Source organism: Burkholderia sp. BCC0398, assembly GCF_902833245.1.
Taxonomy (GTDB): Bacteria; Pseudomonadota; Gammaproteobacteria; order Burkholderiales; family Burkholderiaceae; genus Burkholderia; species Burkholderia sola.
On record NZ_CADFEM010000009.1, the window covers coordinates 138,384 to 161,283 of the forward strand.

The 22,900-nt window shown below is 68.1% G+C and carries 24 protein-coding genes; 13 read left to right on the plus strand and 11 right to left on the minus strand.

Going from position 1 to position 22,900, the window contains the following annotated elements; genetic code table 11:
• Positions 1–37: 37 nt before the first annotated feature.
• Positions 38–742 carry an SDR family oxidoreductase gene (locus tag HWX76_RS20685; RefSeq protein WP_089489858.1) on the minus strand — a complete coding sequence of 235 codons (705 nt, stop codon included), beginning with the start codon at positions 740–742 and terminating at the stop codon, positions 38–40.
• A gap of 342 nt (positions 743–1,084) precedes the next feature.
• Between HWX76_RS20685 and HWX76_RS20690 the strand changes: the two genes are divergently transcribed.
• Positions 1,085–1,663 (plus strand): TetR family transcriptional regulator, encoded by a 579-nt coding sequence (locus HWX76_RS20690; RefSeq protein ID WP_176016280.1) that lies wholly within the window; start codon positions 1,085–1,087, stop codon positions 1,661–1,663.
• 48 nt (positions 1,664–1,711) lie between these two features.
• Here HWX76_RS20690 and HWX76_RS20695 read toward each other — a convergent pair whose 3' ends face one another.
• On the minus strand, positions 1,712–2,290 hold the full coding sequence (locus tag HWX76_RS20695) for a hypothetical protein (RefSeq protein WP_176016281.1): 579 nt from the start codon (positions 2,288–2,290) through the stop codon (positions 1,712–1,714).
• A gap of 25 nt (positions 2,291–2,315) precedes the next feature.
• Complete coding sequence (locus HWX76_RS20700; protein WP_124679813.1) at positions 2,316–2,846, minus strand: GNAT family N-acetyltransferase; 531 nt, start codon at positions 2,844–2,846, stop codon at positions 2,316–2,318.
• Positions 2,847–3,065: 219 nt separating this feature from the next.
• On the opposite strand from HWX76_RS20700, the gene HWX76_RS20705 reads away from it, so the two are divergent.
• The 3 genes from HWX76_RS20705 (at position 3,066) to HWX76_RS20715 (ending at position 4,484) form a co-directional block, all read left to right on the plus strand.
• Positions 3,066–3,431, plus strand: coding sequence for a metalloregulator ArsR/SmtB family transcription factor (locus tag HWX76_RS20705; protein ID WP_124555265.1), 366 nt, complete (start codon positions 3,066–3,068; stop codon positions 3,429–3,431).
• Positions 3,403–3,888, plus strand: a complete 486-nt coding sequence (locus tag HWX76_RS20710) for an SRPBCC family protein (RefSeq protein ID WP_124555264.1) — start codon at positions 3,403–3,405, stop codon at positions 3,886–3,888. Before HWX76_RS20705 ends, HWX76_RS20710 begins: the two co-directional genes overlap by 29 nt.
• Before the next feature lie 119 nt (positions 3,889–4,007).
• A complete protein-coding gene (locus tag HWX76_RS20715; protein ID WP_176016282.1) occupies positions 4,008–4,484 on the plus strand; it encodes an SRPBCC family protein in 477 nt (158 codons plus the stop codon).
• Between the two features lie 15 nt (positions 4,485–4,499).
• On the opposite strand, the gene HWX76_RS20720 is transcribed toward HWX76_RS20715, so the two are convergent.
• From HWX76_RS20720 to HWX76_RS20735, 4 genes are all read right to left on the minus strand, one after another.
• Positions 4,500–5,615 carry an amidohydrolase family protein gene (locus tag HWX76_RS20720; protein WP_176016283.1) on the minus strand — a complete coding sequence of 372 codons (1,116 nt, stop codon included), beginning with the start codon at positions 5,613–5,615 and terminating at the stop codon, positions 4,500–4,502.
• A gap of 1 nt (position 5,616) precedes the next feature.
• A complete protein-coding gene (locus HWX76_RS20725; protein WP_050012177.1) occupies positions 5,617–6,924 on the minus strand; it encodes an MFS transporter in 1,308 nt (435 codons plus the stop codon).
• Positions 6,925–7,007: 83 nt separating this feature from the next.
• On the minus strand, positions 7,008–8,300 hold the full coding sequence (locus HWX76_RS20730) for a CaiB/BaiF CoA-transferase family protein (RefSeq protein ID WP_176016284.1): 1,293 nt from the start codon (positions 8,298–8,300) through the stop codon (positions 7,008–7,010).
• Complete coding sequence (locus HWX76_RS20735) at positions 8,297–9,283, minus strand: hydroxymethylglutaryl-CoA lyase (protein ID WP_124638908.1); 987 nt, start codon at positions 9,281–9,283, stop codon at positions 8,297–8,299. Before HWX76_RS20735 ends, HWX76_RS20730 begins: the two co-directional genes overlap by 4 nt.
• A 172-nt stretch (positions 9,284–9,455) precedes the next feature.
• On the opposite strand from HWX76_RS20735, the gene HWX76_RS20740 reads away from it, so the two are divergent.
• Positions 9,456–10,274 (plus strand): IclR family transcriptional regulator, encoded by an 819-nt coding sequence (locus HWX76_RS20740; RefSeq protein ID WP_050012180.1) that lies wholly within the window; start codon positions 9,456–9,458, stop codon positions 10,272–10,274.
• A gap of 145 nt (positions 10,275–10,419) precedes the next feature.
• Complete coding sequence (locus HWX76_RS20745; protein ID WP_089489866.1) at positions 10,420–11,058, plus strand: 2-hydroxychromene-2-carboxylate isomerase; 639 nt, start codon at positions 10,420–10,422, stop codon at positions 11,056–11,058.
• 30 nt (positions 11,059–11,088) lie between these two features.
• Here the strand turns inward: HWX76_RS20745 and HWX76_RS20750 are convergent, their stop codons facing one another.
• Positions 11,089–12,072, minus strand: coding sequence for a LysR family transcriptional regulator (locus HWX76_RS20750; protein ID WP_176016285.1), 984 nt, complete (start codon positions 12,070–12,072; stop codon positions 11,089–11,091).
• A 101-nt stretch (positions 12,073–12,173) separates the two neighbouring features.
• Between HWX76_RS20750 and HWX76_RS20755 the strand changes: the two genes are divergently transcribed.
• Both HWX76_RS20755 and HWX76_RS20760 read left to right on the plus strand, forming a co-directional pair.
• Positions 12,174–13,406, plus strand: coding sequence for an MFS transporter (locus HWX76_RS20755; RefSeq protein WP_176016286.1), 1,233 nt, complete (start codon positions 12,174–12,176; stop codon positions 13,404–13,406).
• Positions 13,407–13,834: 428 nt separating this feature from the next.
• Positions 13,835–14,527 (plus strand): phosphatase PAP2 family protein, encoded by a 693-nt coding sequence (locus HWX76_RS20760; RefSeq protein ID WP_124631325.1) that lies wholly within the window; start codon positions 13,835–13,837, stop codon positions 14,525–14,527.
• A 102-nt stretch (positions 14,528–14,629) separates the two neighbouring features.
• Here the strand turns inward: HWX76_RS20760 and HWX76_RS20765 are convergent, their stop codons facing one another.
• Together HWX76_RS20765 and HWX76_RS20770 are read right to left on the minus strand one after the other, a co-directional pair.
• Entirely contained in the window at positions 14,630–15,289 is a 660-nt protein-coding gene (locus HWX76_RS20765) for a glutathione S-transferase family protein (RefSeq protein WP_176016287.1), read from the minus strand.
• A gap of 125 nt (positions 15,290–15,414) precedes the next feature.
• Entirely contained in the window at positions 15,415–16,485 is a 1,071-nt protein-coding gene (locus tag HWX76_RS20770; protein WP_176016288.1) for an MBL fold metallo-hydrolase, read from the minus strand.
• Between the two features lie 498 nt (positions 16,486–16,983).
• On the opposite strand from HWX76_RS20770, the gene HWX76_RS20775 reads away from it, so the two are divergent.
• The 4 genes from HWX76_RS20775 (at position 16,984) to HWX76_RS20790 (ending at position 19,968) form a co-directional block, all read left to right on the plus strand.
• Positions 16,984–17,721 (plus strand): HipA family kinase, encoded by a 738-nt coding sequence (locus HWX76_RS20775; protein WP_124638911.1) that lies wholly within the window; start codon positions 16,984–16,986, stop codon positions 17,719–17,721.
• A complete protein-coding gene (locus HWX76_RS20780) occupies positions 17,718–18,587 on the plus strand; it encodes a DUF3037 domain-containing protein (protein WP_124638912.1) in 870 nt (289 codons plus the stop codon). The genes HWX76_RS20775 and HWX76_RS20780 overlap by 4 nt, the downstream gene beginning before the upstream one ends.
• A 103-nt stretch (positions 18,588–18,690) precedes the next feature.
• On the plus strand, positions 18,691–19,596 hold the full coding sequence (locus tag HWX76_RS20785; RefSeq protein WP_050012187.1) for an HTH-type transcriptional regulator ArgP: 906 nt from the start codon (positions 18,691–18,693) through the stop codon (positions 19,594–19,596).
• A gap of 159 nt (positions 19,597–19,755) precedes the next feature.
• Entirely contained in the window at positions 19,756–19,968 is a 213-nt protein-coding gene (locus HWX76_RS20790) for a DUF1059 domain-containing protein (protein ID WP_034205979.1), read from the plus strand.
• Positions 19,969–20,081: 113 nt separating this feature from the next.
• Here HWX76_RS20790 and ltaE read toward each other — a convergent pair whose 3' ends face one another.
• Positions 20,082–21,095, minus strand: coding sequence for a low-specificity L-threonine aldolase (gene ltaE / locus HWX76_RS20795; protein ID WP_176016289.1), 1,014 nt, complete (start codon positions 21,093–21,095; stop codon positions 20,082–20,084).
• A gap of 386 nt (positions 21,096–21,481) precedes the next feature.
• On the opposite strand from ltaE, the gene HWX76_RS20800 reads away from it, so the two are divergent.
• Complete coding sequence (locus tag HWX76_RS20800) at positions 21,482–22,894, plus strand: cytochrome ubiquinol oxidase subunit I (protein ID WP_176016290.1); 1,413 nt, start codon at positions 21,482–21,484, stop codon at positions 22,892–22,894.
• Positions 22,895–22,900 lie beyond the last annotated feature (6 nt).

The window sequence follows — 22,900 nt, forward strand, 5'->3', positions numbered from 1 at the left end:
CTCGGCGCGGGGTGGCGGATTCGCACGACCGGCACCGTCAACGCGGCGCCGGTTCTTCCAGATAGACGCCCGACGACAGCGTGGCCTTCACCTGCCGCGTGAACTCGTCGGTCGACACTTCCTCCGCCCCTGCCTCGATGGCGTCGTACGCCTGGCGCACGACGTCGGCCGGCGTCGCTTTCGGCACGTCGAGGCCGGCCGTCAGGTCGGTATCGATGAAGCCGGCATGCAGCCCGATCACCCGCGTGCGCTGCTCGCGCAGCGAATGGCGCAGCCCGTTGGTCAGCGCCCATGCGGCCGATTTCGATACGCCGTAGGCCGACAGGATCGGCCGGTTCGTCCAGCTCGCGACCGACAGGATGTTCAGGATCGCGCCGCCGCCGTGGGCCGCGAGCGTTCCCGCGAATGCGCGCGACATCGCCAGCATCCCGAACACGTTGGTCTCCAGGTGTGCGCGCAATGCATCGACCGCGCCGTCGTCGGTCAGGCTGCCGAGCCGCGCGATGCCGGCGTTGTTGATCAGCAGCGTGACGTCCCGCGCCGCCTCGGCGGCCGCGGCGACCGCCGCCGGATCGGTCACGTCGAGCTTCACGGGCACGACGCCCGGCAGCGTCACGCTGGCCGGATCGCGTGCGCCCGCATAGACCTTGCGCGCACCCCGCTCGAGCGCCTGCTTCGCGAACTCGAGGCCAAGCCCGCGGTTCGCGCCCGTGATGAAAACGACTGCACCTTCGATCTTCATGACCCTTCCTTTCGGAGATTGAATCCCGTGCGCGCCGGTTCGCCACACGCCCGGAATCCGGTGAAAAACCACGCTGCCATCGCGTACCGAACCGTTGCACCGCCGGTGCCGCCAGCCGGGCCGTCCCGCCGCCCGCGCCTCGCCGCACCCTGGACGCCGACCGACTTCGATCCATGCTGCGCCGGGTTGCTTCGCTTCGTCCGCGAAGTCGGCTACACTTGAATCTCAATGTCGATCACCATCGTCTTTGCGAAGCATGGTGCCAGCGCGAGGTCGACACGTCAATGGTGATCACCATTGTGTTTTTCAATCGACGCAATTGCGGGAAAGAGGGAGGGATCGATGGGCGTCTCGAGACAACAGGCCGCGGAAAACCGCAACGCGATCGTCGCGGCCGCCGAGCGGCTGTTTCGCGTGCGCGGCGTCGAGGCCGTCGGGCTGACGGAACTGATGAAGGAAGCCGGCTTCACGCAGGGCGGCTTCTACAACCATTTCAAATCGAAACATGCGCTGGTCGCCGCGGTGATGGAGAAAGCCATGCAGGACCGCGCGGATTCGCCGAGTGCCGGCAGCGTCGCGAAGCAAGTGACAGCCTACCTGTCGACCGCGCATCGCGACAACGTCGAAGGCGGCTGCCCGCTGTCGGGGTTCGCGGGCGATGCGCCGCGGCTGACCGACGCGGCGCGCGCCTGCTACACGCGCGGCGTCGCCGGCTATCTCGACCGGCTGGAGCGGACGTTGGCCGCCGAAGGCTCGGCAGACGCGCGCCGCGACGCGCTCGCCGTCTTCAGCCAGATGATCGGCGCGCTCGTGCTGTCGCGCGCGATTGCCGGCACCGATCCGGCGCTGGCCGACGAGATTCTCGACGCGGGGCGGCGCACGCTCGTGGGGCAGCCGGACGATCCGACCGTGCCGGCGTAGCGGCATGGCGGGGCCGGTCGCGCGCGATCGTCATTGCCGTCATTCCCGCTATTCCACCACCCGCGCGGCGTCCCACAGCGGCTGCGCGCCGCGCGCCGCATTCCACGCGGCGAACTGCGTGCGCCAGGATTCGAACGGTTGCGCGAGCGGATGACGCGGATCGTCGCTGAGCGCATACGCCATTCCTTCGATCAGCCAACGCGGCTTCGTCACGACCGCGACGTTGCCGAGCACTTCCGCCTGCCGGTGATGGATCAGCTCGTGCGCGAGAAAGTAGGTCTGCCAGCCGCGCGGTGCGATCGCCACGCCGAAATCGCCGAGCGCCAGCGCTGCGCGCGAGCCGAGGCCGAACGCATCGGCGCACGCGCGCGTCGAGCAGAACACGACGCGCGGCGAAGCCCGGAACGCGCCGACGGCCGCGGCCGCGCGCGCGTAGCCGTCGCGATAGAGCTGCCGTGCGTCGTCGAGCTTCGCGGCATCGTCCGTGCAGATGTCGGCGCTCGGGCACGACACGCCGGGAATCAGCGCGGGCGCGATGACGCGCAGCGGCTTGACGAGCGCATACGCGGCAATCGGCAGCGCGACCAGCAGGCCCGTGAGGGCGAAAGCGACATGGGAGCGTTTCATCGAGGCAGCGGTTTGACGGATGCCGTTACGCGAGCTGCTTGTGGAAATACGTCGTCGCGCACAGCGCGCCGTCGGGCATCAGCGCGTAGTTCGGCACGATGCCGACGCGCTGCCAGCCGGCCCGTTCGTACAGCCGTTCGGCGTCGCCGCCCGTCACCGTGTCGAGCACGAGCACGGTCTTGCCGGCGTCGCGCGCGGCCGCTTCGGCCGCGGCCATCAGGCGCGCGGCGACGCCCTGCCGGCGCGCGTGCCGCGACACGAGCATCTTCGCGATGTCCGCGCGGTGCGGCTGGTTCTCGGGCTGCGCGGTCACGACCTGCACGGTGCCGACGATCCGCCCGGCCCCGTCCTCGGCGACGAGCAGGATGCGCTCGTCGTTCGCGACGCCTTCGGCCACGCGCGTCCAGAACGCGACGGCGGTCGCCCGCTCGATCGGCAGCATGAAGCTGACGGATGCGCCGCCTTCGACGCAATCGATCAGCACGTCGGCCAGCGCATCGACACAGGCCATCGCTTCGCTCGCGCCGACGCGACGGACGGTAACAGGTTCGGTCATGCCATCTCCGGTAATCAGGTAGTCAGGTGGGCCGCACGCGCGGGTTCGGCATGGGGCGGGATCGGAACGAACGCCGGCCGGGTGTCGAGGCGCGCACCACGGCGGCCCGCGACAGACGCCCGGCAACGCCGTGCCCGGTCGGCGCGCGTTACCGCCCCATCATCGTACGCGACGAAAATTGTCGTTGCACCGGCGTCGACATCGCCTACACTTAGCCGAATGGATAACCTTCCCCTCCACATCAGCGACGTGTTCCATGCGCTCGCCGATCCGACGCGCTGCGCGATCGTCAGCGCGCTCGGCCATGGCGAGCGGACCGTCTCCGCGCTGGCCGCGCCGTTCGACATGGCGCTGCCGTCGTTCATGAAGCATGTCGCCGTGCTCGAGCGCAGCGGCCTCGTGGAGACCCGGAAAACCGGCCGCTCGCGCACCTGCGCGCTGGTCGGCAGCCGGCTGACCGAGGCCGAGGCATGGCTCGCCGCGCAGCGCGCGCAGTGGGAAGCGCGATCCGATCGTCTCGTCGAATTCGTCGAACGCCGTCACCAGGAGGAGCAAGATGTCAGCCAGCCACGTCGACCCCGCTGAAGCCCACGATCTCGTCATCACGCGCACGCTGCGCGCACCACGCCACGCGCTGTGGCGCGCCTGGACCGACCCGGAACTGCTGAAGGAATGGTGGTGCCCGAAACCATGGACCACCGAGGTGCGCGCATTCGATCTGCGGCCGGGCGGCGCTTTCCATACGTTCATGCGCGGCCCCGACGGCGGCACGAGCGACAACCCCGGCTGCTTCCTCGACATCGTGCCGGAATCGCACATCGCGTTCACGTCGATGCTCGCGGGCGGCTGGCGGCCGCAGACGCCGTGGCTGGGCTTCACGGCGATCGTCACGATGGCCGACGACGACGCGGGCAGCCGCTACGAGGCGCGCGTGATGCATCCCGACGCCGCGACGCGCGAGCGCCACGAAGCGCTCGGCTTTTTCGAGGGCTGGAACACCTGCATCACGCAGCTCGACGCGTTCGCCGCCACCCTGCGCTGAACGCCGCTGCGCGTGCGGTCATTGCATGCCGCCGCGCTCGCGCCTAGGATTCCTGAAGGAAGCATGACGACACGTCGGGCGCCGGCGTGCACCGTCTCGCACGCTTCGCGGGAGGCGACATGTTGCACACGCACACGCACTCGACCCGGGTCAGCCGGCACCTGAACGCGCCGCGCGGGCGGGTCTACCGCGCGCTGCTCGACCCGCACGCGGTCGAGCAATGGAAAGTGCCCGACGGCATGACGTGCCGCGTGCACGCGTACGACACGCGCGAAGGCGGCGCGCTGCGCGTGTCGCTGAGCTACGACGCGCCGTCGGGCGGCGCCGGCAAGACGACCGCGCACACCGACACCTATCACGGCCGCTTCGTCACGCTCGTGCCCGACGAGCGGATCGTCGAGATCGATGTATTCGAAACCAACGACCCGATGCTGCGCGGCGCGATGACGATCACGATCACGCTGTCCGACGAGGCGGGCGGCACGCGCGTGGACGCGGTGCACGACGGCGTACCGCCCGGCGTGCCGGCCGCCGACAACGAGACCGGCTGGCAGATGGCGCTGGCGCGGCTCGCGGCGCTGGTGGAAGCCGGTTGACGCCGCGCATGCGCGTCAGCCGAGCCGGTACGCGCGCGTGACCGTGCCGCGAAACAGCGCGTCGCGCTCGTCCGCGCCGGCCTGCGCGGTCAGCCGCTTGAACGCGTTCCAGCCGTTCACGAACGAATACGAGCCCTTGTCGACCGGGAAATTGCCCTCGAACATGCAGCGCCCGGGACCGAACGCGTCGATGCAGGTCATCATCCACGGCTTCCACGCGTCGGCGAGCTGCGTCGACGACGGCGGCTTCGCGCCTTTCTCGAAATCGAACCCGTTGATGCGCATCCCGAGGCCGCCGACCTTCACGTACACGTTCGGCAATTGCGCGAGCGTGCGCATCGACGCCGACCAGCGCGCGAACACCTCCGGTCGCTTGTCCGCATAGCTGCCGATCCGCACGACGCCGCCGCAATGATTGACGATGATCCGCGTGTCGGGGTTCGCTTTCGCGAGTTCGAACAATTCGGGCAACTGCGGGAAGAACAGCCACGCGTCGTACGACAGCCCGAGCGGCGCGAGCTGCGCGACGCCGGCCCGGTACGCGGAATCGAGCAGCATCCCGCGCGGCACCGCCGACAGCGGATTGGCGAGCGTCGGATCGGCATCCCACGTGCTCAGGTGCCGCACGCCGCGAAACCGTCCGCGCCCGGCTTCGACATGCGCTTCCAGCACGTCGCGCACGCGTTCGCCGAGCCGCAGGTCCGCGTGACCGACGATGCCCTTCGCGACGGCCACCGGGCCGTGCTGCAGCGGCTCGGTCACGCCGGCGACATAGGCCGTCTCGCCCACCGGCTTCAGTTCGGCCGGGCCCGAATCGTGATAACGCGTCTGCGCCTGCATGTAGACGGACGCCTGGATGTTGTGACCCGAGCGCGCGTCCTGCAGATAGTCGTCGAGCAGGTAGATCCAGCCCGGCCGTTCATAGAAGTGATGATGCGCATCGATGATCGGCAGGTCGGGCTCGAGCGCGGGTTCGAGCGCCGACGCGAGCCAGTCGGGACGAACCGCGAGGTAGTTGCTTTGCGTCATGCGTGAAGCTCCATCATGGGCCGCCGTGTCGGCAAACGCAGGCAGCGCGAACGATGCGGCGGCCGCGCCGATCAACCGGCGCCGCGTGATCGAAAAAGTCATGTCATTCGCTCCGGTCGAATGCATACAGCGACAGCGTGAGCAGCGTCGTGATCGCCAGCACGATCGCGAGGCCGAGCATCCCGGCCGTGAAGGTGCCGAAGCTGTCCTTCAGGTAGCCGACGAGATAGGGGCCCGCGAAGCCACCGAGCGCGCCGATCGAATTGATCAGCGCCAGCCCGCCGGCCGCGGCCTGGCCGGACAGGAAGCGCGACGGCAGCGTGTAGAAGATCGTGCGGCCGGCAATCGTGCCGATCAGCGCGAGCGTGATGCCGACGAGCGCCGGCCCGAGCGTCAGGAAATGCGTCGACACGCCGAGCGCCACCGCGCCGATGAACAAGCCGATCGCCAGGTTCGCGATCGGGCCGCCGCGACGGTCCACCCGCTTCGCCCACCACAGCAGCGCAATCGTCGCGAAGAAGTAAGGCACCGCGGACAGCCAGCCGGTCTGCATCGTCGACATCCCGTGCGCCTTCAGCATTTGCGGCAACCAGATGCCGATCCCGTACGAGCCCATCGTGAAGCCGAACGAGATCAGCGCGAGCACGTACACGCGCACGTCGCGCAGCGCGACGCCGAAGCGCTTCTTGCGGCCGGCCGCCGCGCCGTCGCGCTCGAACGCGCGCTGCAGCGCGGCACGTTCGTCGTCCGACAGCCACGCGGCATTCGCCGGCGAATCGGACAGCAGCTTCAGCACAAGGAAACCAAGTGCGCACGCGGGCAGCCCTTCGACGATGAACATCCACTTCCAGCCGGCGAGCCCGAGCGTGCCGTCGAGCTGCAGCAGCCACGTCGACAGCGGGCCGCCGATCAGCGACGACAGCGGCGTCGACACGGTGAACCACGCGAGCACGCGCGTGCGGTAGCTCGCCGGAAACCACACGGCGAGGAAGAAGATCACGCCGGGAAAGAATCCAGCCTCGCCGATGCCGAGCAGCAGCCGGATTGCGTAGAAACTCGTCGGCCCGGTCGCGAGCGCGGTCGCGGCCGCCATCAGCCCCCACGTGATCATGATGCGGGCGAGCCAGCGACGTGCGCCGAAGCGGTACAGCGCGAGATTGCTCGGCACTTCGAACACGCAGTAGCCGGCAAACATGATCCCCGCGCCCCAGCCGAACTGCGTCGCCGTCAGCCCGAGATCGCGGTTCATCGTGAGCGCGGCGAACCCGACGCTCGTGCGATCCAGATAGTTGAAGAAGTACGCGAGCGCGAGCAGCGGGATGAAGCGCCACGCGGCCTTGCGCACCGCGCGTTGCTCGATCGACGCGTCGGTGTCGCGATCGGCGGCCAGCGCCGGGGAAGCGGATGTCATGGTTGTCTCCGTGGATGCGGCGATCCTCTGCCGCGCGGCGCGCGGCCGGGACGCCTTTGTTCGTTCGATGAATCGCGGCTGCGCTACGCGCTCGCCACTTCGTTCGCCGACGGCGCACCGCCCGGTCCGTCGCCGTGCACGGCGACGTCCGCGCCGTACCGCCCCGCGACGACGCCGGCATCGATCAGCGCACGCGCGTCGTCCGGCGTGTAGCCGAGCTCGCCGAGCAGCGCGCACGTGTCCTGGCCGAGCGCAGGCGGCGCCGAGCGCAGCCGCAGGCGTTCGCCCGCGAGCGTCAGCGGCAGCAGCGCGGTGCGCGTGTCGATCGGCCGCCCGGCGCTGCTCGCGTCGGCTGGCAGCGTCACGGCTTCGAGGCCGCCCGTGGCGAGCAGATGCGGATCGTCGAACAGGTCCTGCGGCTTCGTGATCGGCGCATACGGCAGGCCGGTCGATTCGAAGATCGCGCCGATCTCCGCGGCCGAGTACGGCGCGAGCCGCGAACGTAGTTCCGGCAACAGCCATTCGCGCGCCTGCACACGCAGGTTGTTGGTCGCGAGGCGCGGGTCGTCCTTCAGCGCGGCGAGGCCGAACGCATCGCAGAACAGCGCCCACTGCGTATCCGACACGACCGCCAGAAAAATCTGTTCGTCATCCTTGACGGAGAACACGTCGTAGACGGCCCACGCGGAAATCCGGCTCGGCATCGGCGACGCGGCCTGCCCCGTCACCGCGAACTGCATCATGTGCTGCGCGACGAGAAACACGTTGTTCTCGAACAGCGAACTCTGCACCTGCTGGCCGCGGCCCGTGCGCTCGCGCTGCGCGAGCGCGGCCATCGCGCCGATCGCGCCGAACATGCCGCCCATGATGTCGTTCACGCTCGCGCCCGCACGCAGCGGCCGCCCTTCGGGGCCCGTCATGTACGCGAGGCCGCCCATCATCTGCACGACCTCGTCGAGCGCGGTGCGATGCTCGTACGGCCCCGGCAGGAAGCCCTTGTGCGACACGTACACGAGCCGCGGATTCAGCGCGTCCAGCTGCGGGTAGCCGAGCCCGAGCCGGTCCATCGTGCCGCTCTTGAAGTTCTCGCTGAAGACGTCCGCCGTCGCGACGAGCCGCCGCACGATCTCCAGCCCGCGCGGATCCTTCACGTCGACCGCGACGCTCTTCTTGTTGCGGTTGAACATCCCGAAGAAGCCCGCGCCGGACCCGCGCAGCGCCCGCGTGCTGTCGCCCGCGATCGGCTCGATCTTGATCACTTCCGCGCCGAGATCCGCGAGCAGCATCCCGCACGTCGGGCCCATCACCATGTGCGTCATCTCGATCACGCGCACGCCTGCGTACGGCAGTGCGGAAGCCGGTTGCCGATCGTTCATCGTGCGACTCCCGCCACGCATCCTTCCGGCTGCGCGGCCGCGGGCACGCGGCCATCCGCATAGCGAAAGCCCTTCGGCAGCCCGGCGTCCGGCACGTGGCCGTACAGCGCGTCGGACGGCAGCGCCGCATGCAGGATCGCGCGCGCGGCGAGCAGTGCGTCGACGTCGACGCCCGTGTCGACGCCCATCGCCTCGAGCAGGAACACGAGATCCTCGGTGACGATGTTGCCGGTGGCGCCCGGCGCATACGGGCAGCCGCCCAGGCCGCCTTGGCTCGCGTCGATCGTCGTCACGCCCACGTCGAGCGCCGCGACGACGTTCGCGAGCCCCTGCCCGCGCGTGTTGTGGAAATGCGCGCCGCCGGCCCTGTCGCCGACTTCGCGTTGCAGCCGCGTGAACAGCCGGCGCACCTGCGCGGGATTCGCATAACCGCTGGTGTCGGACAGGCCGATTTCGTCGACGCCGCATTCGGCCATCGCGACGGCCATCGCGATCGTCTCGTCGTCGGAGACCGCGCCGGCAATCGTGCAACCGAACGCCACCGACACGCCGGCCTCGATCTGCACCGACGGAAACCGCGCGTCGCGCAGCGCGACGATCGCGCGCACCTCGTCGATCATCTGCGCGGGCGTCTTGCGGATGTTGGCCAGCGAATGCGCTTGCGTCACCGAGACCGGCAGCGTCAGCTTGTGCACGCCCGCGTCGAACGCACCCTCGGCGCCGCGCAGGTTCGGCGCGAGCGCGGCGACGTGCAGCCCGGGAATCGCGAGCGCGTGCGCGACGACTTCGCGCACGTCGGCCATCTGCGGCAACAGCGTGGCCGGCACAAACGACCCGACCTCGATCTCGCGCAGGCCGGCCGCGGCCAGCGCGGTGATCCAGCGCAGCTTGGCGGCCGTCGGCATCACGGTCTTGATGCTCTGCAGCCCGTCGCGCGGGCCGACCTCGCTGACCAACACCTTCGAGTTTTCTGAAACCTTCATTCGATATCCCATCGTTCTATCTGAAAGAACATAGTTCTGTTTGACAGAACTTTAAGCGTGTGTCGAATGGGCGATAAGCGGGGTATACCCGTGGAATCGCGTTTTTCTGGAACTTGAGTTCTGTCAGATAGAACGATATAGTCCGCCGACCATCATTCGAAGGAATCAGGCCGTGCCCAGGAATCCAGCAGATCACGCCGGCGACGCAGCCGATCCGGCGACGGAAGAGGCGTCCAGCGGCGTCGCGGTGCTCGACCGCGCGTTCGCGATCCTCCGTGCGTTCGGCCAGACCGACGACCGGCTGTCGCTCGCCGAGTTGTCGCGCCGCACCGGGCTGTACAAGAGCACGATCCTGCGTCTGCTCGCGGCGCTCGAGCATGGCGGCTTCATGCGCAAGCTCGACGACGGCCAGTACGCGATCGGGCACGAGCCGCAGCGGCTCGCCGCGCTGTACCAGCGTTCGTTCCGCGTCGGCCCGGTGGTCGAGCCGCTGCTCGAGACGCTGAGCCGCGAACTCGGGGAAACGGCATCGTTCTATGTGCGCCAGGGCGACGTGCGCTCCGTGCTGTATCGCGTCGAGCCCGCACGGGCGGTACGCGTGTCGATCCGCGTCGGCGAGGAGTTTCCGGTCGGCCAGGGCGCATCCGGGAAGGTGCTGCTGGCCTTCACCGACACGCAGGACGCCCGCTGGAACGACGTGCGCGAACAGCTGTGGGCCGCGTCGTACGGCGAGCGCGACCCGGAAACGGCGTCGGCTTCCGTGCCCGTGTTCGGCGCGGCCGGCGAATGCGTCGGTGCGCTAACGGTATCAGGCCCGAAGTCGCGGCTCGCCGCCGCGCCGGCGATGACGGCGGCGCTCGCGATGCTGCTGCCGCTCGCGCAAAAGGCGACCGTCGCACTCGGCGGCGCGGGCGCGCGCTACGACGCGCCGGCCGTGCGCGACAGTCTCGCGCGGCTCGCATCGTCGGCAGACGACGCCGCCCGGTCGTAGGGAGCCGGTTGCGCGCGGCACGCGATACGGCAGCGCGAAAGACGGCCGCATGCGACACTGGCCGCCGATGCGCGCAGCGCGCCGTTCTCAGGCGACGCACCATGCGTGCAACCGACCACCGGACCCGCCCGAGGAGACCCCCGCGATGAACGCCGCGCGCACCGCCAGCTGGTATTTCGATTTCGTTTCGCCGTTCGCCTATCTGCAGCAGGAACAGTTCGACCGGTTGCCGCCCGCCGCCGCGTTCGAGCCTCGGCCAATCGTGCTCGGCGCGCTGCTCGCGCACTGGGGCCAGAAAGCGCCGGCGGAAATCGCGGCCAAGCGCGTGTTCACCTATCGGCATGCGCAATACCGGGCGGACAAGCTGGGCATTGCGTTCCGGATGCCGCCCGCGCACCCGTTCAACCCGATCAAGCCGCTGCGTCTCGCGATCGCGATGGGCAGCTCGCGCGACGCGATCCGGCGGATCTTCCGGCATATCTGGCGCGACGGCCAGGACGTGTCGACGCCCGCAGGCTTCGCCGCGCTGTGCGAAGCGGTCGGCTTTCCGGAAGGCGTGACGGCCGTCGAGGCTCAGCCGGTCAAGGACGCGCTGCGCGCGAACACGGATCGCGCGATCGCCGAGAACGTGTTCGGCGTGCCGACCTTCGCGCTCGACGGCGACCTGTTCTGGGGCGAGGACGCGACCGACATGTTCGTCGACTGCGCGACGTCGCGCGCGTGGCTCGATTCGCCCGAAGTGCGCCGCATCAGCGCGCTGCCCGAAGGGATCCGGCGCGGCTGACGGCGAGCCGCCGCCACCGCGCCGCCCGCTTCAGCCGTCGCGCCCTTCGACGAGCGCCGGCACCGCCTCCCGCATCATCGCGGCGAACCGCACGAGCCGCGACGGATAGAACTGCGCATGCGGATAAGTCAGGTAGACGGGCAGCGCCGCGGCCTGCCATTCGGGCGCGAGGTGCACGAGATCGCCGCGCGCGAGATCGTCGGCCAGCATCCACGACGATCCGACGCACGCGCCGACGCCCAGCAGCGCCGCGCTGCGCAACGCATACAGGTTCGCGGTCGTGATGCGCGGGCGGATCGGAATGCGTCGCGTGTCTCCGGTGGTCGCATGCGTCAGCGCGAGTTCGGTGCGGTAGTACGTGCGCAACGCGAGCCACGGCAACGCGGCGAGCGCGTCCGGATCGGCCGGCACGTCGGCGCCGCTCAGCACGGACGGCGCGGCGACCACGAAGCGCGGCACCTTCGTCAGCCGGATCGCGACCACGCCCGGATCGGTCGGTTCGCCGACCTGGATCGCGCAATCGATGCCGCTGCCGACGAAATCGCGCACCTCGTCCTGCAGCAGCCACTCGACCGACACGCGCGGGTAGTCGCGCAGGAACTGCGCGAGCGGCGCAACGAAACGCTGCTGGCCGAACGCGTGCGGCACCGCGACGCGCAGCAGCCCGTCCGGCTCCTCCTGCGCGCCGCGCAAATCGGCCTCGAACGCCGCCCAGCTCGCCAGCAGCTCCTTCGCCTGCTTGAAGCACCGCTCGCCGTCGACGGTCAGCCGCATCGTATGGGTCGTGCGCTGCAGCAGCCGCATGCCGAGCGAATTTTCCAGCGCCCGCAGCCGCCGGCTGATGGTCGGCTGCGTCGTGTGCAACTGCACGGCGGCCGCCGACAGGCTGCCGGCCTCGACTATGCGCACGAAGGTTTCCATCAGCTCGAAACGATAGCCAGCGCCGTCCACCGGCACCGCCTGAATGCGCCGAGACCCGCCAGCAGCGGGAGAGGGAGAGGATTTTTCGGTCATTCGTCGAGCGTATAACAAATCTGCGCCGGGTGGCACTACCGTCGCCGGCCGCGTACCGCCACACTCGCGTCCATCCCATTCTTCAACCCAGGATGTACGCGATGTCCACCCCGACCCGTCTCGACGCCGCGCCCCGCACGGCGCACGCTCCGGCCCGTCCGGCCGCCCATTCGATGCCCGATCGCCGGCTCGTGCTGCTGCTCGCGGCCGCCGCCGGCCTCGGCGTCGCCCCGCTCTACTACGCGCAGCCGATGCTCGGCGCGCTCGCGCCCGATCTCGGCGCGTCGGCGCGGGCGATCGGCTTCGTGCCGACGCTCACGCAGCTCGGCTATGCGCTCGGCATCCTGCTGCTCGCGCCGCTCGGCGACCGCTTCGACCGGCGCCGCGTGATCGTGATCAAGGCCGCGGCGCTGGTCACCGCGTTGCTGCTGGCCGCCGTCGCGCCGTCGCTCGGGCTGCTGCTCGCGGCGAGCTTCGCGATCGGCCTCGCCGCGACGATGGCGCAGGACGTCGTGCCGGCCGCCGCGACGCTCGCGCACGACATGCATCGCGGCCGCATCGTCGGCACGGTGATGACCGGGTTGCTGCTCGGCATCCTGCTGTCGCGCGTCGTGGCCGGATTCGTCGCCGAGACGGCCGGCTGGCGCGCGATGTTCGCGCTCGCCGCCGCCAGCGTCGCCGCGATCGGCGCCGTGGCCGCACGCGGGTTGCCGCGCTTCGAGCCGACCACGCGGCTGCCGTATCGCGCGCTGATCGGCTCGCTCGGCGCGCTGTGGCGCGAGCATTCGGCACTGCGCCGCGCCGCCCTCGCGCAGGGGCTGCTGGCCGTCGGGTTCAGCGCGTTCTGGTCGACCCTCGCGGTGATGCTGCACGGCGCGCCGTTCCACCTCGGCAGCGCGGCCGCCGGCGCCTTCGGCCTCGCGGGCGCCGCCGGCGCGCTGGCCGCGCCGATCGCCGGGCGCCTGGCCGACCATCACGGCCCCGAGCGCGTGACGCGGATCGGGATCGGCATCGCAACGGTGTCGTTCGCGTCGATGGCCGCCGCGCCGCTGATGTCGCCGCATGCGCAGCTCGTGCTGCTCGCGGTCGCGACGATCGGCTTCGATCTCGGCGTGCAGGCCACGCTGATCGCGCACCAGTCGATCGTCTACCGGATCGATCCCGCGTCGCGCAGCCGCCTCAATGCGGTGCTGTTCGTCGGCATGTTCATCGGGATGGCGGCCGGCGCCGCGATCGGCAGTTTGTTGCTCGCGCAACTGGGCTGGAACGCGGTGACCGCGCTGGCCGTCGTGACGTCGCTGGCCGCGCTCGCCGTGCGGGTGTGGCGCAACTGAAGTCGGGCATCGCGTAACATCGGCGGGCAGGCCCACGGGGCTTGCCCGCTTTTTTTTATTTTTTGATCGGCGCGCGCATGACGCTGCGCCGCCCGGCAGATTCGCGCGGCTGTAACGCCGCAATCGTTCATCCGGCGCAAGGTCCGCGCCGACTGACCGAATTGTCCAGTTCACCCAAATATTTTTCCGGCGTCCGTGCACGCGCGCACGCAAACGTCGGACGATTCGTCCCTGCCGCACCACCCGGCGCGCTCCCATCCGGCCCCTCCACCGAACCCCGTTTTATCAGGGGAATCCCGGTATTTTTTCGCATTTTCTTCGAAATAACGGGTGACATACTTGCCCCCCGTTGCGCTCCGTGCGAGCGCGCTTTCCGATCCAGCCGGCCGCCTGTCATGCGCTGCGCGTTCGCCCGGGTCGCACAGGACATGAACAATTTCGACACGACGATCCAGGTCTTCCTCACTCACATGACGTTCGGCCCGTTGATGAATCACGCGATCCGCGTGATCGCCGGCCTCTACACGTTCAAGGGCTTCGTGCTCGTTCCGGTGCTGTGCTGGCTGTGGTTCCAGCGGGGCCCGAACCGCGAGCGGCAACGCGAGCTGGTCGTCGCCACTATCGCGAGCGGGCTCATCGCGCTCGCCGTCGGCCGCGTGCTCGCGCAAGTGCTGCCGTTCCGCGTGCGGCCGATCTACAACCCCGACCTGCACCTGCACTTTCCGTCGGCCGGACTGCGCGCGGCGACGCTGCAGACCTGGAGTTCGTTTCCGAGCGATCACGCGATGCTGTGGATGGCGATCGCAACCGGCATCTTCATCATCGCGCGCCGCGTCGGCATCGTCGCGCTGCTGTATTCGGTCGTGTTCATCTGCCTGCCGCGCGCGTATCTCGGCTTTCACTATCCGACCGACCTGATCGCCGGCGCCGCGATCGGCATCGCGATCGCGTGGCTGCTGACGCGCGACGCGATCCGCGCGCGCTTCGCCCCGCAGGTGCTGGAGATGATCCGGCGCTTCCCCGCGCCGGCCTATACGCTCGCGTTCCTGCTGTGCTTCGAGTTGATCACGCAGTTCGACGAACTGCTGACGCTCGCGCAGTCGGCCACGCGCACGATGTGACGGGCAGACGCGCGATGCTGCCGCTGCTGCTGTCGTTCCGTCGCCCCGGCGCGCGCTGCCGGCCATGCGCGGCCGCGGCGCGCCGTGCGACGGCCGCGCCCGTCAGTCGCGATCGGGCGCGCCGAGCGGAAAGAACGAACGATACGGCCGCGCCTCGTCGACCGCGCGCGCAAACGACGGCCGCACGAGCAGACGCTTGCGGTACGCGATCACGTTCGCGAACGCCGGATCGATCCGGTGCGTCCAGTCCGCATAGAACAGGAACGGCGCCGCGCCGCAATCGGCGAGGCTGAAACGGTCGCCGGCCGCCCATTCGCGATCGGCCATCGTCTTGTCGAGCCACGCATACGACGTGTCGAGCGTCGCGCGCGCGTCGGCCACCCCGCGCGCATCGCGCTCGGCTTCCGGCCGCAGCGCATCGAACACGACCTTCTGCTGCGGCGTCGCCACGTAGTTGTCGAAGAAGCGGTCCATCGTCCGCACCTCGAGCGCGGCGTGCGGATCGTCGGGCAGCAGGCGCATGGGGCCCGGATGGTTCAGGCCGAGATACTCGATGATGATCGACGCCTCGATCACCGTGCGGCCCGCATCGACGAGCACCGGGAAGCGCTTCAACGGCCACAGCCTGGTCAGTTCCTGCATCGGCTTCGGATCGTCGTGCGCGAGCACGCGATACTCGAACGGCGTGCCGTTCTCGTACAGCGCGGTCAGCACTTTCTGGCAGTAGGACGAAAACGGATGGGCGTAAAGCGTCGGCATCATCGTGGAGGCTCCTGGGGTTTCGGCGCCGCGTCAGGCGGCGCCGCATGATCGGATACCTTGACGACGCTCGGCGCCCGGCCGTTTCGACATCGGCCCGATATTTTTTCGACGGACCGCCTGGGCCCCTACGAGCGACCGTCCATCACGACGCGCCCTTCGGCACGCCAGCGCAGCATCCCGCCGCCAAGATTCGCGACCGCGTCGAAGCCGGCCTTCTTCAGGATCACCGTCGCCTGCGCGGAACGGCCGCCGGCCCGGCACACGGTCACGACCGGACGGTCGCGCGCGACTTCGCCGGTGCGCGCGGCCAGTTCGCCGAGCGGGATCGGCGTCGCGCCCGGCAGATGGCCGAGCGGGCCCGCGAACTCGTCCGGTTCGCGCACGTCGACGACCTGCACGGCCGGCAGATGATCCTCGAGCCATTGCGGATCGATTTCCCAGAAGCCGGCGAACGTGTAGACGAGCGGCGCCCAGTCGGCGGCCGCCTGCGCATCGGGCGCGTTCGCGGCGACGCCGCATTGCAGGTTCGCCGGCACCGCGACGTCGATCTGGCGCGGATGCGCGAGCCCGAGGTTGCGCATGTAGCCGGCGAAATCGTCTTCGCTGAGATCGCCGCCGAGGCGCGGGTTGAAGCGCCGCTCCTCGCCGACGCTCGTCACCGTGAGCCCGCGATAGTCGTGCGCGGGATACAACAGGCACGTGGCCGGCAGCGTGAAGAGCCGGCCGTGCACCGCGCGATACAGCGCGCGCGGGTCGCCCTGCTGGAAGTCGGTGCGGCCGGTGCCGCGGATCAGCAGGCAATCGCCGGTGAACGCCATCGATTCGTCGTCGAGCACGAGGCTGACGCAGCCGCTCGTGTGGCCGGGCGTCGCGCGCACCGTCAGGTAGCGCGGGCCGAACGCGCAGCGCTCGCCGTCGTTCAGGTAGCGGTCGGCGCCTTGCGCGCCGCTCGCGGCCGAGATCGCGATCGCGCTGCCCGTGCGCTGCTTCAGCAGCCACGCGCCCGTCACGTGATCGGCATGCACGTGCGTGTCGACGGTCGCGACGAGCCGCAGCCCGAGTTCGTCGAGCAGCGCAGCGTCGCGGCGCACCTGCTCGAACACGGGATCGATCAGCAGCGCTTCGCGCGATGCGGCGTCGGCGAGCAGATACGTGTACGTCGACGATTGCGGGTCGAAAAGTTGCCGGAAGATCATGGCTCGGTGCTCCGTTGTCGGTTGACCCCGGCTGCCAGGAAAAGGGCACGCCATGGCCGTATCGCCCGTACCGCGCGTCTTTAAAGCGTAGATCAAAACGTGTACCGCGGATGATGAGCGAATAGCGAATTCAAACCGTACTTGCACGACGATTCTGTAGATATATCGATGACGAGTACACGCGATCTGTGACGGACAGCTCTCACTCTAGCCCGGGGGACATACACCACGAGCCCTAGCTATAATCGCGTGGTTGCGCTTTAGCCGCGCCAGGACTGTCGGTGCAAAGAGACACATACTGAGAGAGACCATAATATGAAAAGAATCGCTGCAATCCTGCTCTGCATCGCTTTGGCAGCCCCTACGATCAGCCTTGCACGGGGTGGGCACTATGCCGGTGGTCACGGGTCATCCCATAAGGGAGGCAAGTACAAGAACGCTCGCACCGGAGACCATTACGAGCGCCGCCGCTGAGCCCGCCCATACTGGTCCGAAACAATGATTAACGATCACGTGATCCAAGTGATGGAGGTCCTCGGAAGAACGCCTCAAGGGATCACCGAACCATTCCTGTGTCGAGGCGACGATGGTGCGCTTTATTACGCAAAGGGCCGGGCTGCTGGCCGCAAGAGCTTGGTATCCGAATGGCTCGGAAGCTCACTCGCACGTGAATTCGGCCTCCCGATCGCGCCCTTCGCTGTCGGCGAGGTGGACGACGCGATCGTCCAGTTTGGAGCTCCTGAGCTAGCCGACCTGGGCGCCGGCTACGTGTTCCTCTCCCGACGGGCCGAAAGCGTAATGGAATTTACTTGGCTGAACATACAAGAAGTCCCGCTAGTTGTGCGGAGCGACGTCCTCATCTTCGACTACTGGGTGAGGAATCAGGACCGCATACTCACAGATCTCGGAGGCAATCCCAACCTGCTTTGGGACCCGACACGCAAGGAACTTGTCGTCATTGACTTCAATCAGGCGTTTGATACGGACTTCGATTGCGACACCTTCTTTTCGTCACATGCGTTCGCCGAATCGTGGGATCATGTCTTTGAGGACTTGATCGAGCGCCAACACTATGAAGATCGGCTTCATGCCGCCCTCGGCAAACTGGAGGGCATTTGCGATAGAATGCCCGATTCTTGGTGGTGGCTTGACGACGATCTTCCCCTCAATTTCAGCCAAGATGACGCACGTTCAATCCTGACGGAGTACCTGCCTGACTTCTGGAGTCGCCGATGAAACATGCTTGCAGATACACCATCGTGCGCTTCATGCCGTACCCAGAGACTGGCGAATTCGCAAACATCGGCATCGTTCTGATGAGTCCGACGGCCAAGTACGTCGGATACAAGCTGATTGAGCGCGTATCTCGGATCACCGCATTCTTTGAAGAGCTCGATGCAAACATTTTTCGTAAGGCACGAAAGGTGTACGCGACCGAGTTGGTCCGCATTGCACAATCGATCGAGCGAGCATTTGCGGAAGCAAGCATGGGGCCGAGTGCGGACTTCGCAAACTTCGCGTTCCGGGAACTCGTAAAACCGCGAGAAGGGTTGGTGATTGCTCAAGGTGACCGGGTAGTGATGACAGATGGGCCTCCCAGCGAAAAGCTCGAAGAACTTTTCGATCACTATGTCGGTAGATCGTTTGCGACGAAAGCGTATCAAGAGCGATTCGTTGAGAAGAGGATTCACCAAATCCTCCGAGCGGCAGATCTGACGGGCCTCTACCGGGAACGCACCTTAGGCAAGGACGATACCTACAAGGCACGCCTGCCCTTCGTTCGCGTCAACGCTGCCGGCGATGCCGTAAGAGCTATTAAGCCAATTTTCTTGGCCCATGACGATCCAACGCGGCTGTACGACCATGGTTGGGATTGGATTGGAAAAATCAGGAAACTGCGGCGCGATCAGACTCTAGTGGGTGATGTTCTCTTTGCCGCCGAAGCCCCGAAAGAAAGCTTCGGCCCACGGGCAGCGGCCTACGCAGAAATCAGCGAGCAACTGAAACTCAGCAATATTGCCTTGGCCCGTGAAACAGAACGCAGTCGTATTCTCGCGTTTGCGGGAGACACTCCCGACCTTGAGACCAGCGATTCTGACTAACCACTGTCAACTAGCCCCGCCCAGTGCGGGGCTTCTCATATGTCGAGACGTGGCTGGCGACGCCAAGCCGGGATCTCATGTCCGACCTTCTCTTGTCTAATACATGTCGATGACGATCGATCCGAAGCAGGCCGCCGCGCTGCTGGCCGTCGCCGACACCGGCAGCTTCGAGCAGGCGGCCGTGCGCCTGCACGTGACCGCGTCCGCCGTCACGCAGCGGGTCCGCGCGCTGGAAGCGAGCCTCGGCACGCCGCTCGTGCTGCGCACGCGGCCATGCCGCCCGACGGTGGCCGGGCAGCGCGTGCTGCAGCACCTGCGCCGCGTCGCGCTGCTGCAGGCCGACCTGCAAAGCACGCTCGCGGCCGACCGCGAATCGCCGATTTCCGTGACGATCGCACTCAACTCCGACAGCCTCGGCACATGGTTCCTGCCGGCGCTGACGTCGGTGCTCGCGGGCGAGCGGATCCTGTTCGAACTGATCGTCGAGGATCAGGATCACACGTTCGCGCTGCTCGAAAGCGGGATGGCGGTCGGCTGCGTGACGACCGAGCCGAAGCCGATGCGCGGCTGCATCGCGACGCCGCTCGGCACGATGCGCTACCGGCTGCTCGCGGCCGCCGCGTTCGCGGTGCGCTGGTTTCCGCGCGGGCTGAACCGCACGAGCGCGCGCCACGCGCCCGTCGTCGCGTATTCGCGGCGCGACACGCTCCAATCGTCATTCCTGAAGGAGAAGTTCGGCTTGCCCGAAGGCGCGTACCCGTGCCACTACGTGCCGGGCACGCATTCGCACTTCGCGGCGGTGCGGCACGGGCTCGGCTACGCGATGGTGCCGGAGCCGCTGATCGGCGCCGCGCCGCTCGATGCGCAGGGGCTCGTCGATCTCGCGCCCGCGCATCCGACCGACGTCACGCTGTACTGGCACGCGTGGACCGTGCAGTCGCCGACGATGGCGTCGCTGTCCGCGCGGGTGGTCGAAGCAGCGCGCAGGCTGCTCGCGCCGTTGCCGTAATGCGCCGGCGGGCGCGCGGGTGAGCGACGCTGCCGGCGCGGTACGCACGGCGACGAGAAAGTCGGCCGCGCCGCCTATACTTTTCCCATCGGCCTCGCGAACGCGCCGCGCGGCCGCTCATCCAGGTCCGGCCGTTCCCTTTCATGTGAGGAGAACATCATGTCCCGCCGCTATATCGATTGCCGCGAGTTTCCCAGCGCGACGCATTGCTCGGTCGCAATCTCCGCCGACTCCGACAACGAACTGCTGGAGGCCGCCGTTCAGCATGCGGTCTCGGTGCACCAGCACACCGACAGCGCCGAACTGCGCACGCAACTGAAATCGCTGTTTCACGACGGCACACCGCCCGCCGACATGCCGCGGCAAGCGTAATCCGCCGGCACGGCAGGGTCGCCGGCAACGCGCCGCGCGCGTCACTCCTCTGCGTCTTGCGTGATGCCACGCCGCGCCGGCCCGTCGCCGGCCGGCGCATTCCGCGTAACGCGTTATGCGCGACGCTGCGCGAAATACGCGCCGACCGCGCCGATAAAGGTGTCGATATCCGCGCGCGACACGTCGCAATGCGTGACGAAGCGCGACGCATACAGCATCTGCGTGAGGATCCCGCGTTCCTTCAGCCACGCCTCGAGCGGCGCGCAATCGGCTTCGGGGAATTGCGCGAACACCATGTTCGTCGCATGCGACAGCACCTTCACCGAATCGATGCGGGCGAGGCCGGCCGCGAGATGCGCGGCATTCGCGTGATCGTCCGCGAGCCGCTCGACGTTGTGATCGAGCGCATACAGGCACGCCGCCGCGAGAATGCCCGACTGCCGCATCCCGCCGCCCAGCACCTTGCGCCAGCGCTGCGCGCGCTCGACCAGCGCACGGCTGCCGACCAGCACCGAGCCGACCGGCGCACCGAGCCCTTTCGAGAAGCAGATCGACACGGTGTCGAACGGCGCACACAGCTCGGCGATCGGGCGCCCCGACGCGACGGCCGCGTTGCACACGCGCGCGCCGTCGAGGTGCGTGGAGAGCCCGCGGCTGCGCGCGAACGCGACGGCTTCCTGCACATAGCCTTCCGGCAACACCTGGCCGCTGATCGTGTTTTCGAGCGCGAGCAGGCGCGTGCGGGCAAAGTGATTGTCGAGCGGCTTGATCGCCGCGGCGATCTTCGCGAGCGGCAGCGTGCCGTCCGGCGCGTTCTCGATCGGTTGCGGCTGAATGCTGCCGAGCACGGCCGCGCCGCCGCCTTCGTACTTGTAGGTGTGCGCGAGCTGGCCGACGATGTACTCGTCGCCGCGCTCGCAATGCGACATCAGCGCGGCGAGGTTGCTCTGCGTGCCGCTCGGGAAGAACAGGCCGGCTTCCTTGCCGGCCCGCTCGGCCGTCACCGCCTGCAGGCGCAGGACGGTCGGGTCGTCACCCCAGACGTCGTCGCCGGTTTCGGCGGCGGTCATGGCGGCCAGCATCGCCTGGCTCGGACGTGTCACGGTATCGCTGCGTAAATCGATCATCGCTGTGCCCTGAGTAAACGCGAGCCGGAACCGATGCGCCCGGCCCTGCCGAAACGAGACTGAGAGTGTACGCAATTCGGGCGGCGCCTGCCGGCCGACGCCGCGCACCGCGATGCCGCACGCGCGACGTCGTTCCGATGACGCGACGCGCCATATTGCCGCACGTGCGGCAGGCCGCCACGCCGCGGCCGCATGCGCCGCGAACGGCCTTCTTGATACGAATCAACGATTTATCGCGAAACAACGCACGACGGGCTGGACATCTGCGACGAGTTGGCGCATTTCGCGGTGCAACATCGCAGCCCATACTCCAGCCAACCCCGACGCCCGTCCGCCGGGGGCCGCCGGCACCCGCCGGCGGGTATCGTCAGCCTCGGTCATCTGGTATGGACACCGCACTTTCGGCCCTCGATCTGGCCCGCCTGCAATTCGCGTTCACCGTCTCCTTTCACATCGTCTTCCCGGCGCTGAGCATCGGCCTCGCCAGCTTCATCGCCGTGCTCGAATATCGGTGGCTGAAGACCGGCAAGCAGTACTACAAAACCCTCTGCCTGTTCTGGTCGAAGATCTTCGCGGTCGCGTTCGGGATGGGCGTCGTGTCCGGCGTCGTGATGAGCTATCAGTTCGGCACCAACTGGTCGGGCTTCTCGAGCTTCGCCGGCGCCGTCACCGGCCCGCTGCTGATGTACGAGGTCATGACCGCGTTCTTCCTCGAAGCCGGCTTCCTCGGCATCATGCTGTTCGGCTGGAACCGCGTGAGCCCGCGCGCGCACTTCGGCGCGACGCTGATGGTCGCGATCGGCACGCTGATCTCGACGTTCTGGATCCTCGCGTCGAACAGCTGGATGCAGACGCCGCAGGGCTTCGAGATCGTCGACGGCCGCGTCGTGCCGACCGACTGGTTCGCGATCATCTTCAACCCGTCGTTCCCGTACCGCCTGTTCCACATGGCGATCGCCGCGTTCATCGTCGCCGCGCTGGTGGTGGCCGCGACGGGCGCGTGGCACCTGCTGAAGGGCCGCCGCGACAAGGGCGTGAAGAAGATGTTCTCGATGGCGCTGTGGCTGCTGCTGGTGCTCGCGCCGCTGCAGGCTGTGATCGGCGACCAGCACGGCATCAACACGCTGAAGCACCAGCCCGCGAAGATCGCCGCGATCGAAGGGCTGTGGGAAACCGAAAAGGGCGGCACCGCGCTCAACCTGTTCGGCATTCCGGACATGAAGGCGGAAACGACCCGCTACGCGGTGAAGGTGCCGCACCTCGGCAGCCTGATCCTCACGCACAGCTGGGACGGCGAGATCCGCGGGCTGAAGGACTTCCCGCCGGAAGACCGGCCGAATTCGACGGTCGTGTTCTGGAGCTTCCGGATCATGGTCGGCCTCGGCTTCGCGATGATCGGCCTCGCCGCGCTCGCCTGGCTGTTGCGCCGCCGCGGCCGCCTGTATGAATCGAAGTGGTTCCAGCGCTTCGCGCTCGTGATGGGCCCGACCGGTTTCGTGTCGCTGCTCGCGGGCTGGGTGACGACCGAAGCCGGCCGCCAGCCGTGGGTCGTGTATGGCGTGATGCGCACCGCGCAGGCCGTGTCGCCGCTGTCGGTGCAGCAGGTCAGCCTGTCGATGATGACGTTCGTGATCGTGTACTTCCTCGTGTTCGGCACCGGCGTGTACTACATGCTGAAGCTGATGAAGGCCGGCCCCGCACTGCCCGACGTCAAGCACGACGACAAACCCGATACGCGCCCCGATCACACCGCGCGCCGCCCGATGTCGGCCGTCGACGAACTGATCGAGACCGTCTGAGCCCAC

Coding starts and splice junctions, on each gene's coding strand:
- HWX76_RS20685 (WP_089489858.1), bottom strand. CDS start 742: ATGAAGATCGAAGGTGCAGTCGTTTTCATCACGGGCGCGAACCGCGGG.
- HWX76_RS20690 (WP_176016280.1), top strand. CDS start 1,085: ATGGGCGTCTCGAGACAACAGGCCGCGGAAAACCGCAACGCGATCGTC.
- HWX76_RS20695 (WP_176016281.1), bottom strand. CDS start 2,290: ATGAAACGCTCCCATGTCGCTTTCGCCCTCACGGGCCTGCTGGTCGCG.
- HWX76_RS20700 (WP_124679813.1), bottom strand. CDS start 2,846: ATGACCGAACCTGTTACCGTCCGTCGCGTCGGCGCGAGCGAAGCGATG.
- HWX76_RS20705 (WP_124555265.1), top strand. CDS start 3,066: ATGGATAACCTTCCCCTCCACATCAGCGACGTGTTCCATGCGCTCGCC.
- HWX76_RS20710 (WP_124555264.1), top strand. CDS start 3,403: ATGTCAGCCAGCCACGTCGACCCCGCTGAAGCCCACGATCTCGTCATC.
- HWX76_RS20715 (WP_176016282.1), top strand. CDS start 4,008: ATGTTGCACACGCACACGCACTCGACCCGGGTCAGCCGGCACCTGAAC.
- HWX76_RS20720 (WP_176016283.1), bottom strand. CDS start 5,615: ATGACTTTTTCGATCACGCGGCGCCGGTTGATCGGCGCGGCCGCCGCA.
- HWX76_RS20725 (WP_050012177.1), bottom strand. CDS start 6,924: ATGACATCCGCTTCCCCGGCGCTGGCCGCCGATCGCGACACCGACGCG.
- HWX76_RS20730 (WP_176016284.1), bottom strand. CDS start 8,300: ATGAACGATCGGCAACCGGCTTCCGCACTGCCGTACGCAGGCGTGCGC.
- HWX76_RS20735 (WP_124638908.1), bottom strand. CDS start 9,283: ATGAAGGTTTCAGAAAACTCGAAGGTGTTGGTCAGCGAGGTCGGCCCG.
- HWX76_RS20745 (WP_089489866.1), top strand. CDS start 10,420: ATGAACGCCGCGCGCACCGCCAGCTGGTATTTCGATTTCGTTTCGCCG.
- HWX76_RS20750 (WP_176016285.1), bottom strand. CDS start 12,072: ATGACCGAAAAATCCTCTCCCTCTCCCGCTGCTGGCGGGTCTCGGCGC.
- HWX76_RS20755 (WP_176016286.1), top strand. CDS start 12,174: ATGTCCACCCCGACCCGTCTCGACGCCGCGCCCCGCACGGCGCACGCT.
- HWX76_RS20760 (WP_124631325.1), top strand. CDS start 13,835: ATGAACAATTTCGACACGACGATCCAGGTCTTCCTCACTCACATGACG.
- HWX76_RS20765 (WP_176016287.1), bottom strand. CDS start 15,289: ATGATGCCGACGCTTTACGCCCATCCGTTTTCGTCCTACTGCCAGAAA.
- HWX76_RS20770 (WP_176016288.1), bottom strand. CDS start 16,485: ATGATCTTCCGGCAACTTTTCGACCCGCAATCGTCGACGTACACGTAT.
- HWX76_RS20775 (WP_124638911.1), top strand. CDS start 16,984: ATGATTAACGATCACGTGATCCAAGTGATGGAGGTCCTCGGAAGAACG.
- HWX76_RS20780 (WP_124638912.1), top strand. CDS start 17,718: ATGAAACATGCTTGCAGATACACCATCGTGCGCTTCATGCCGTACCCA.
- HWX76_RS20785 (WP_050012187.1), top strand. CDS start 18,691: ATGTCGATGACGATCGATCCGAAGCAGGCCGCCGCGCTGCTGGCCGTC.
- HWX76_RS20790 (WP_034205979.1), top strand. CDS start 19,756: ATGTCCCGCCGCTATATCGATTGCCGCGAGTTTCCCAGCGCGACGCAT.
- ltaE (WP_176016289.1), bottom strand. CDS start 21,095: ATGATCGATTTACGCAGCGATACCGTGACACGTCCGAGCCAGGCGATG.
- HWX76_RS20800 (WP_176016290.1), top strand. CDS start 21,482: ATGGACACCGCACTTTCGGCCCTCGATCTGGCCCGCCTGCAATTCGCG.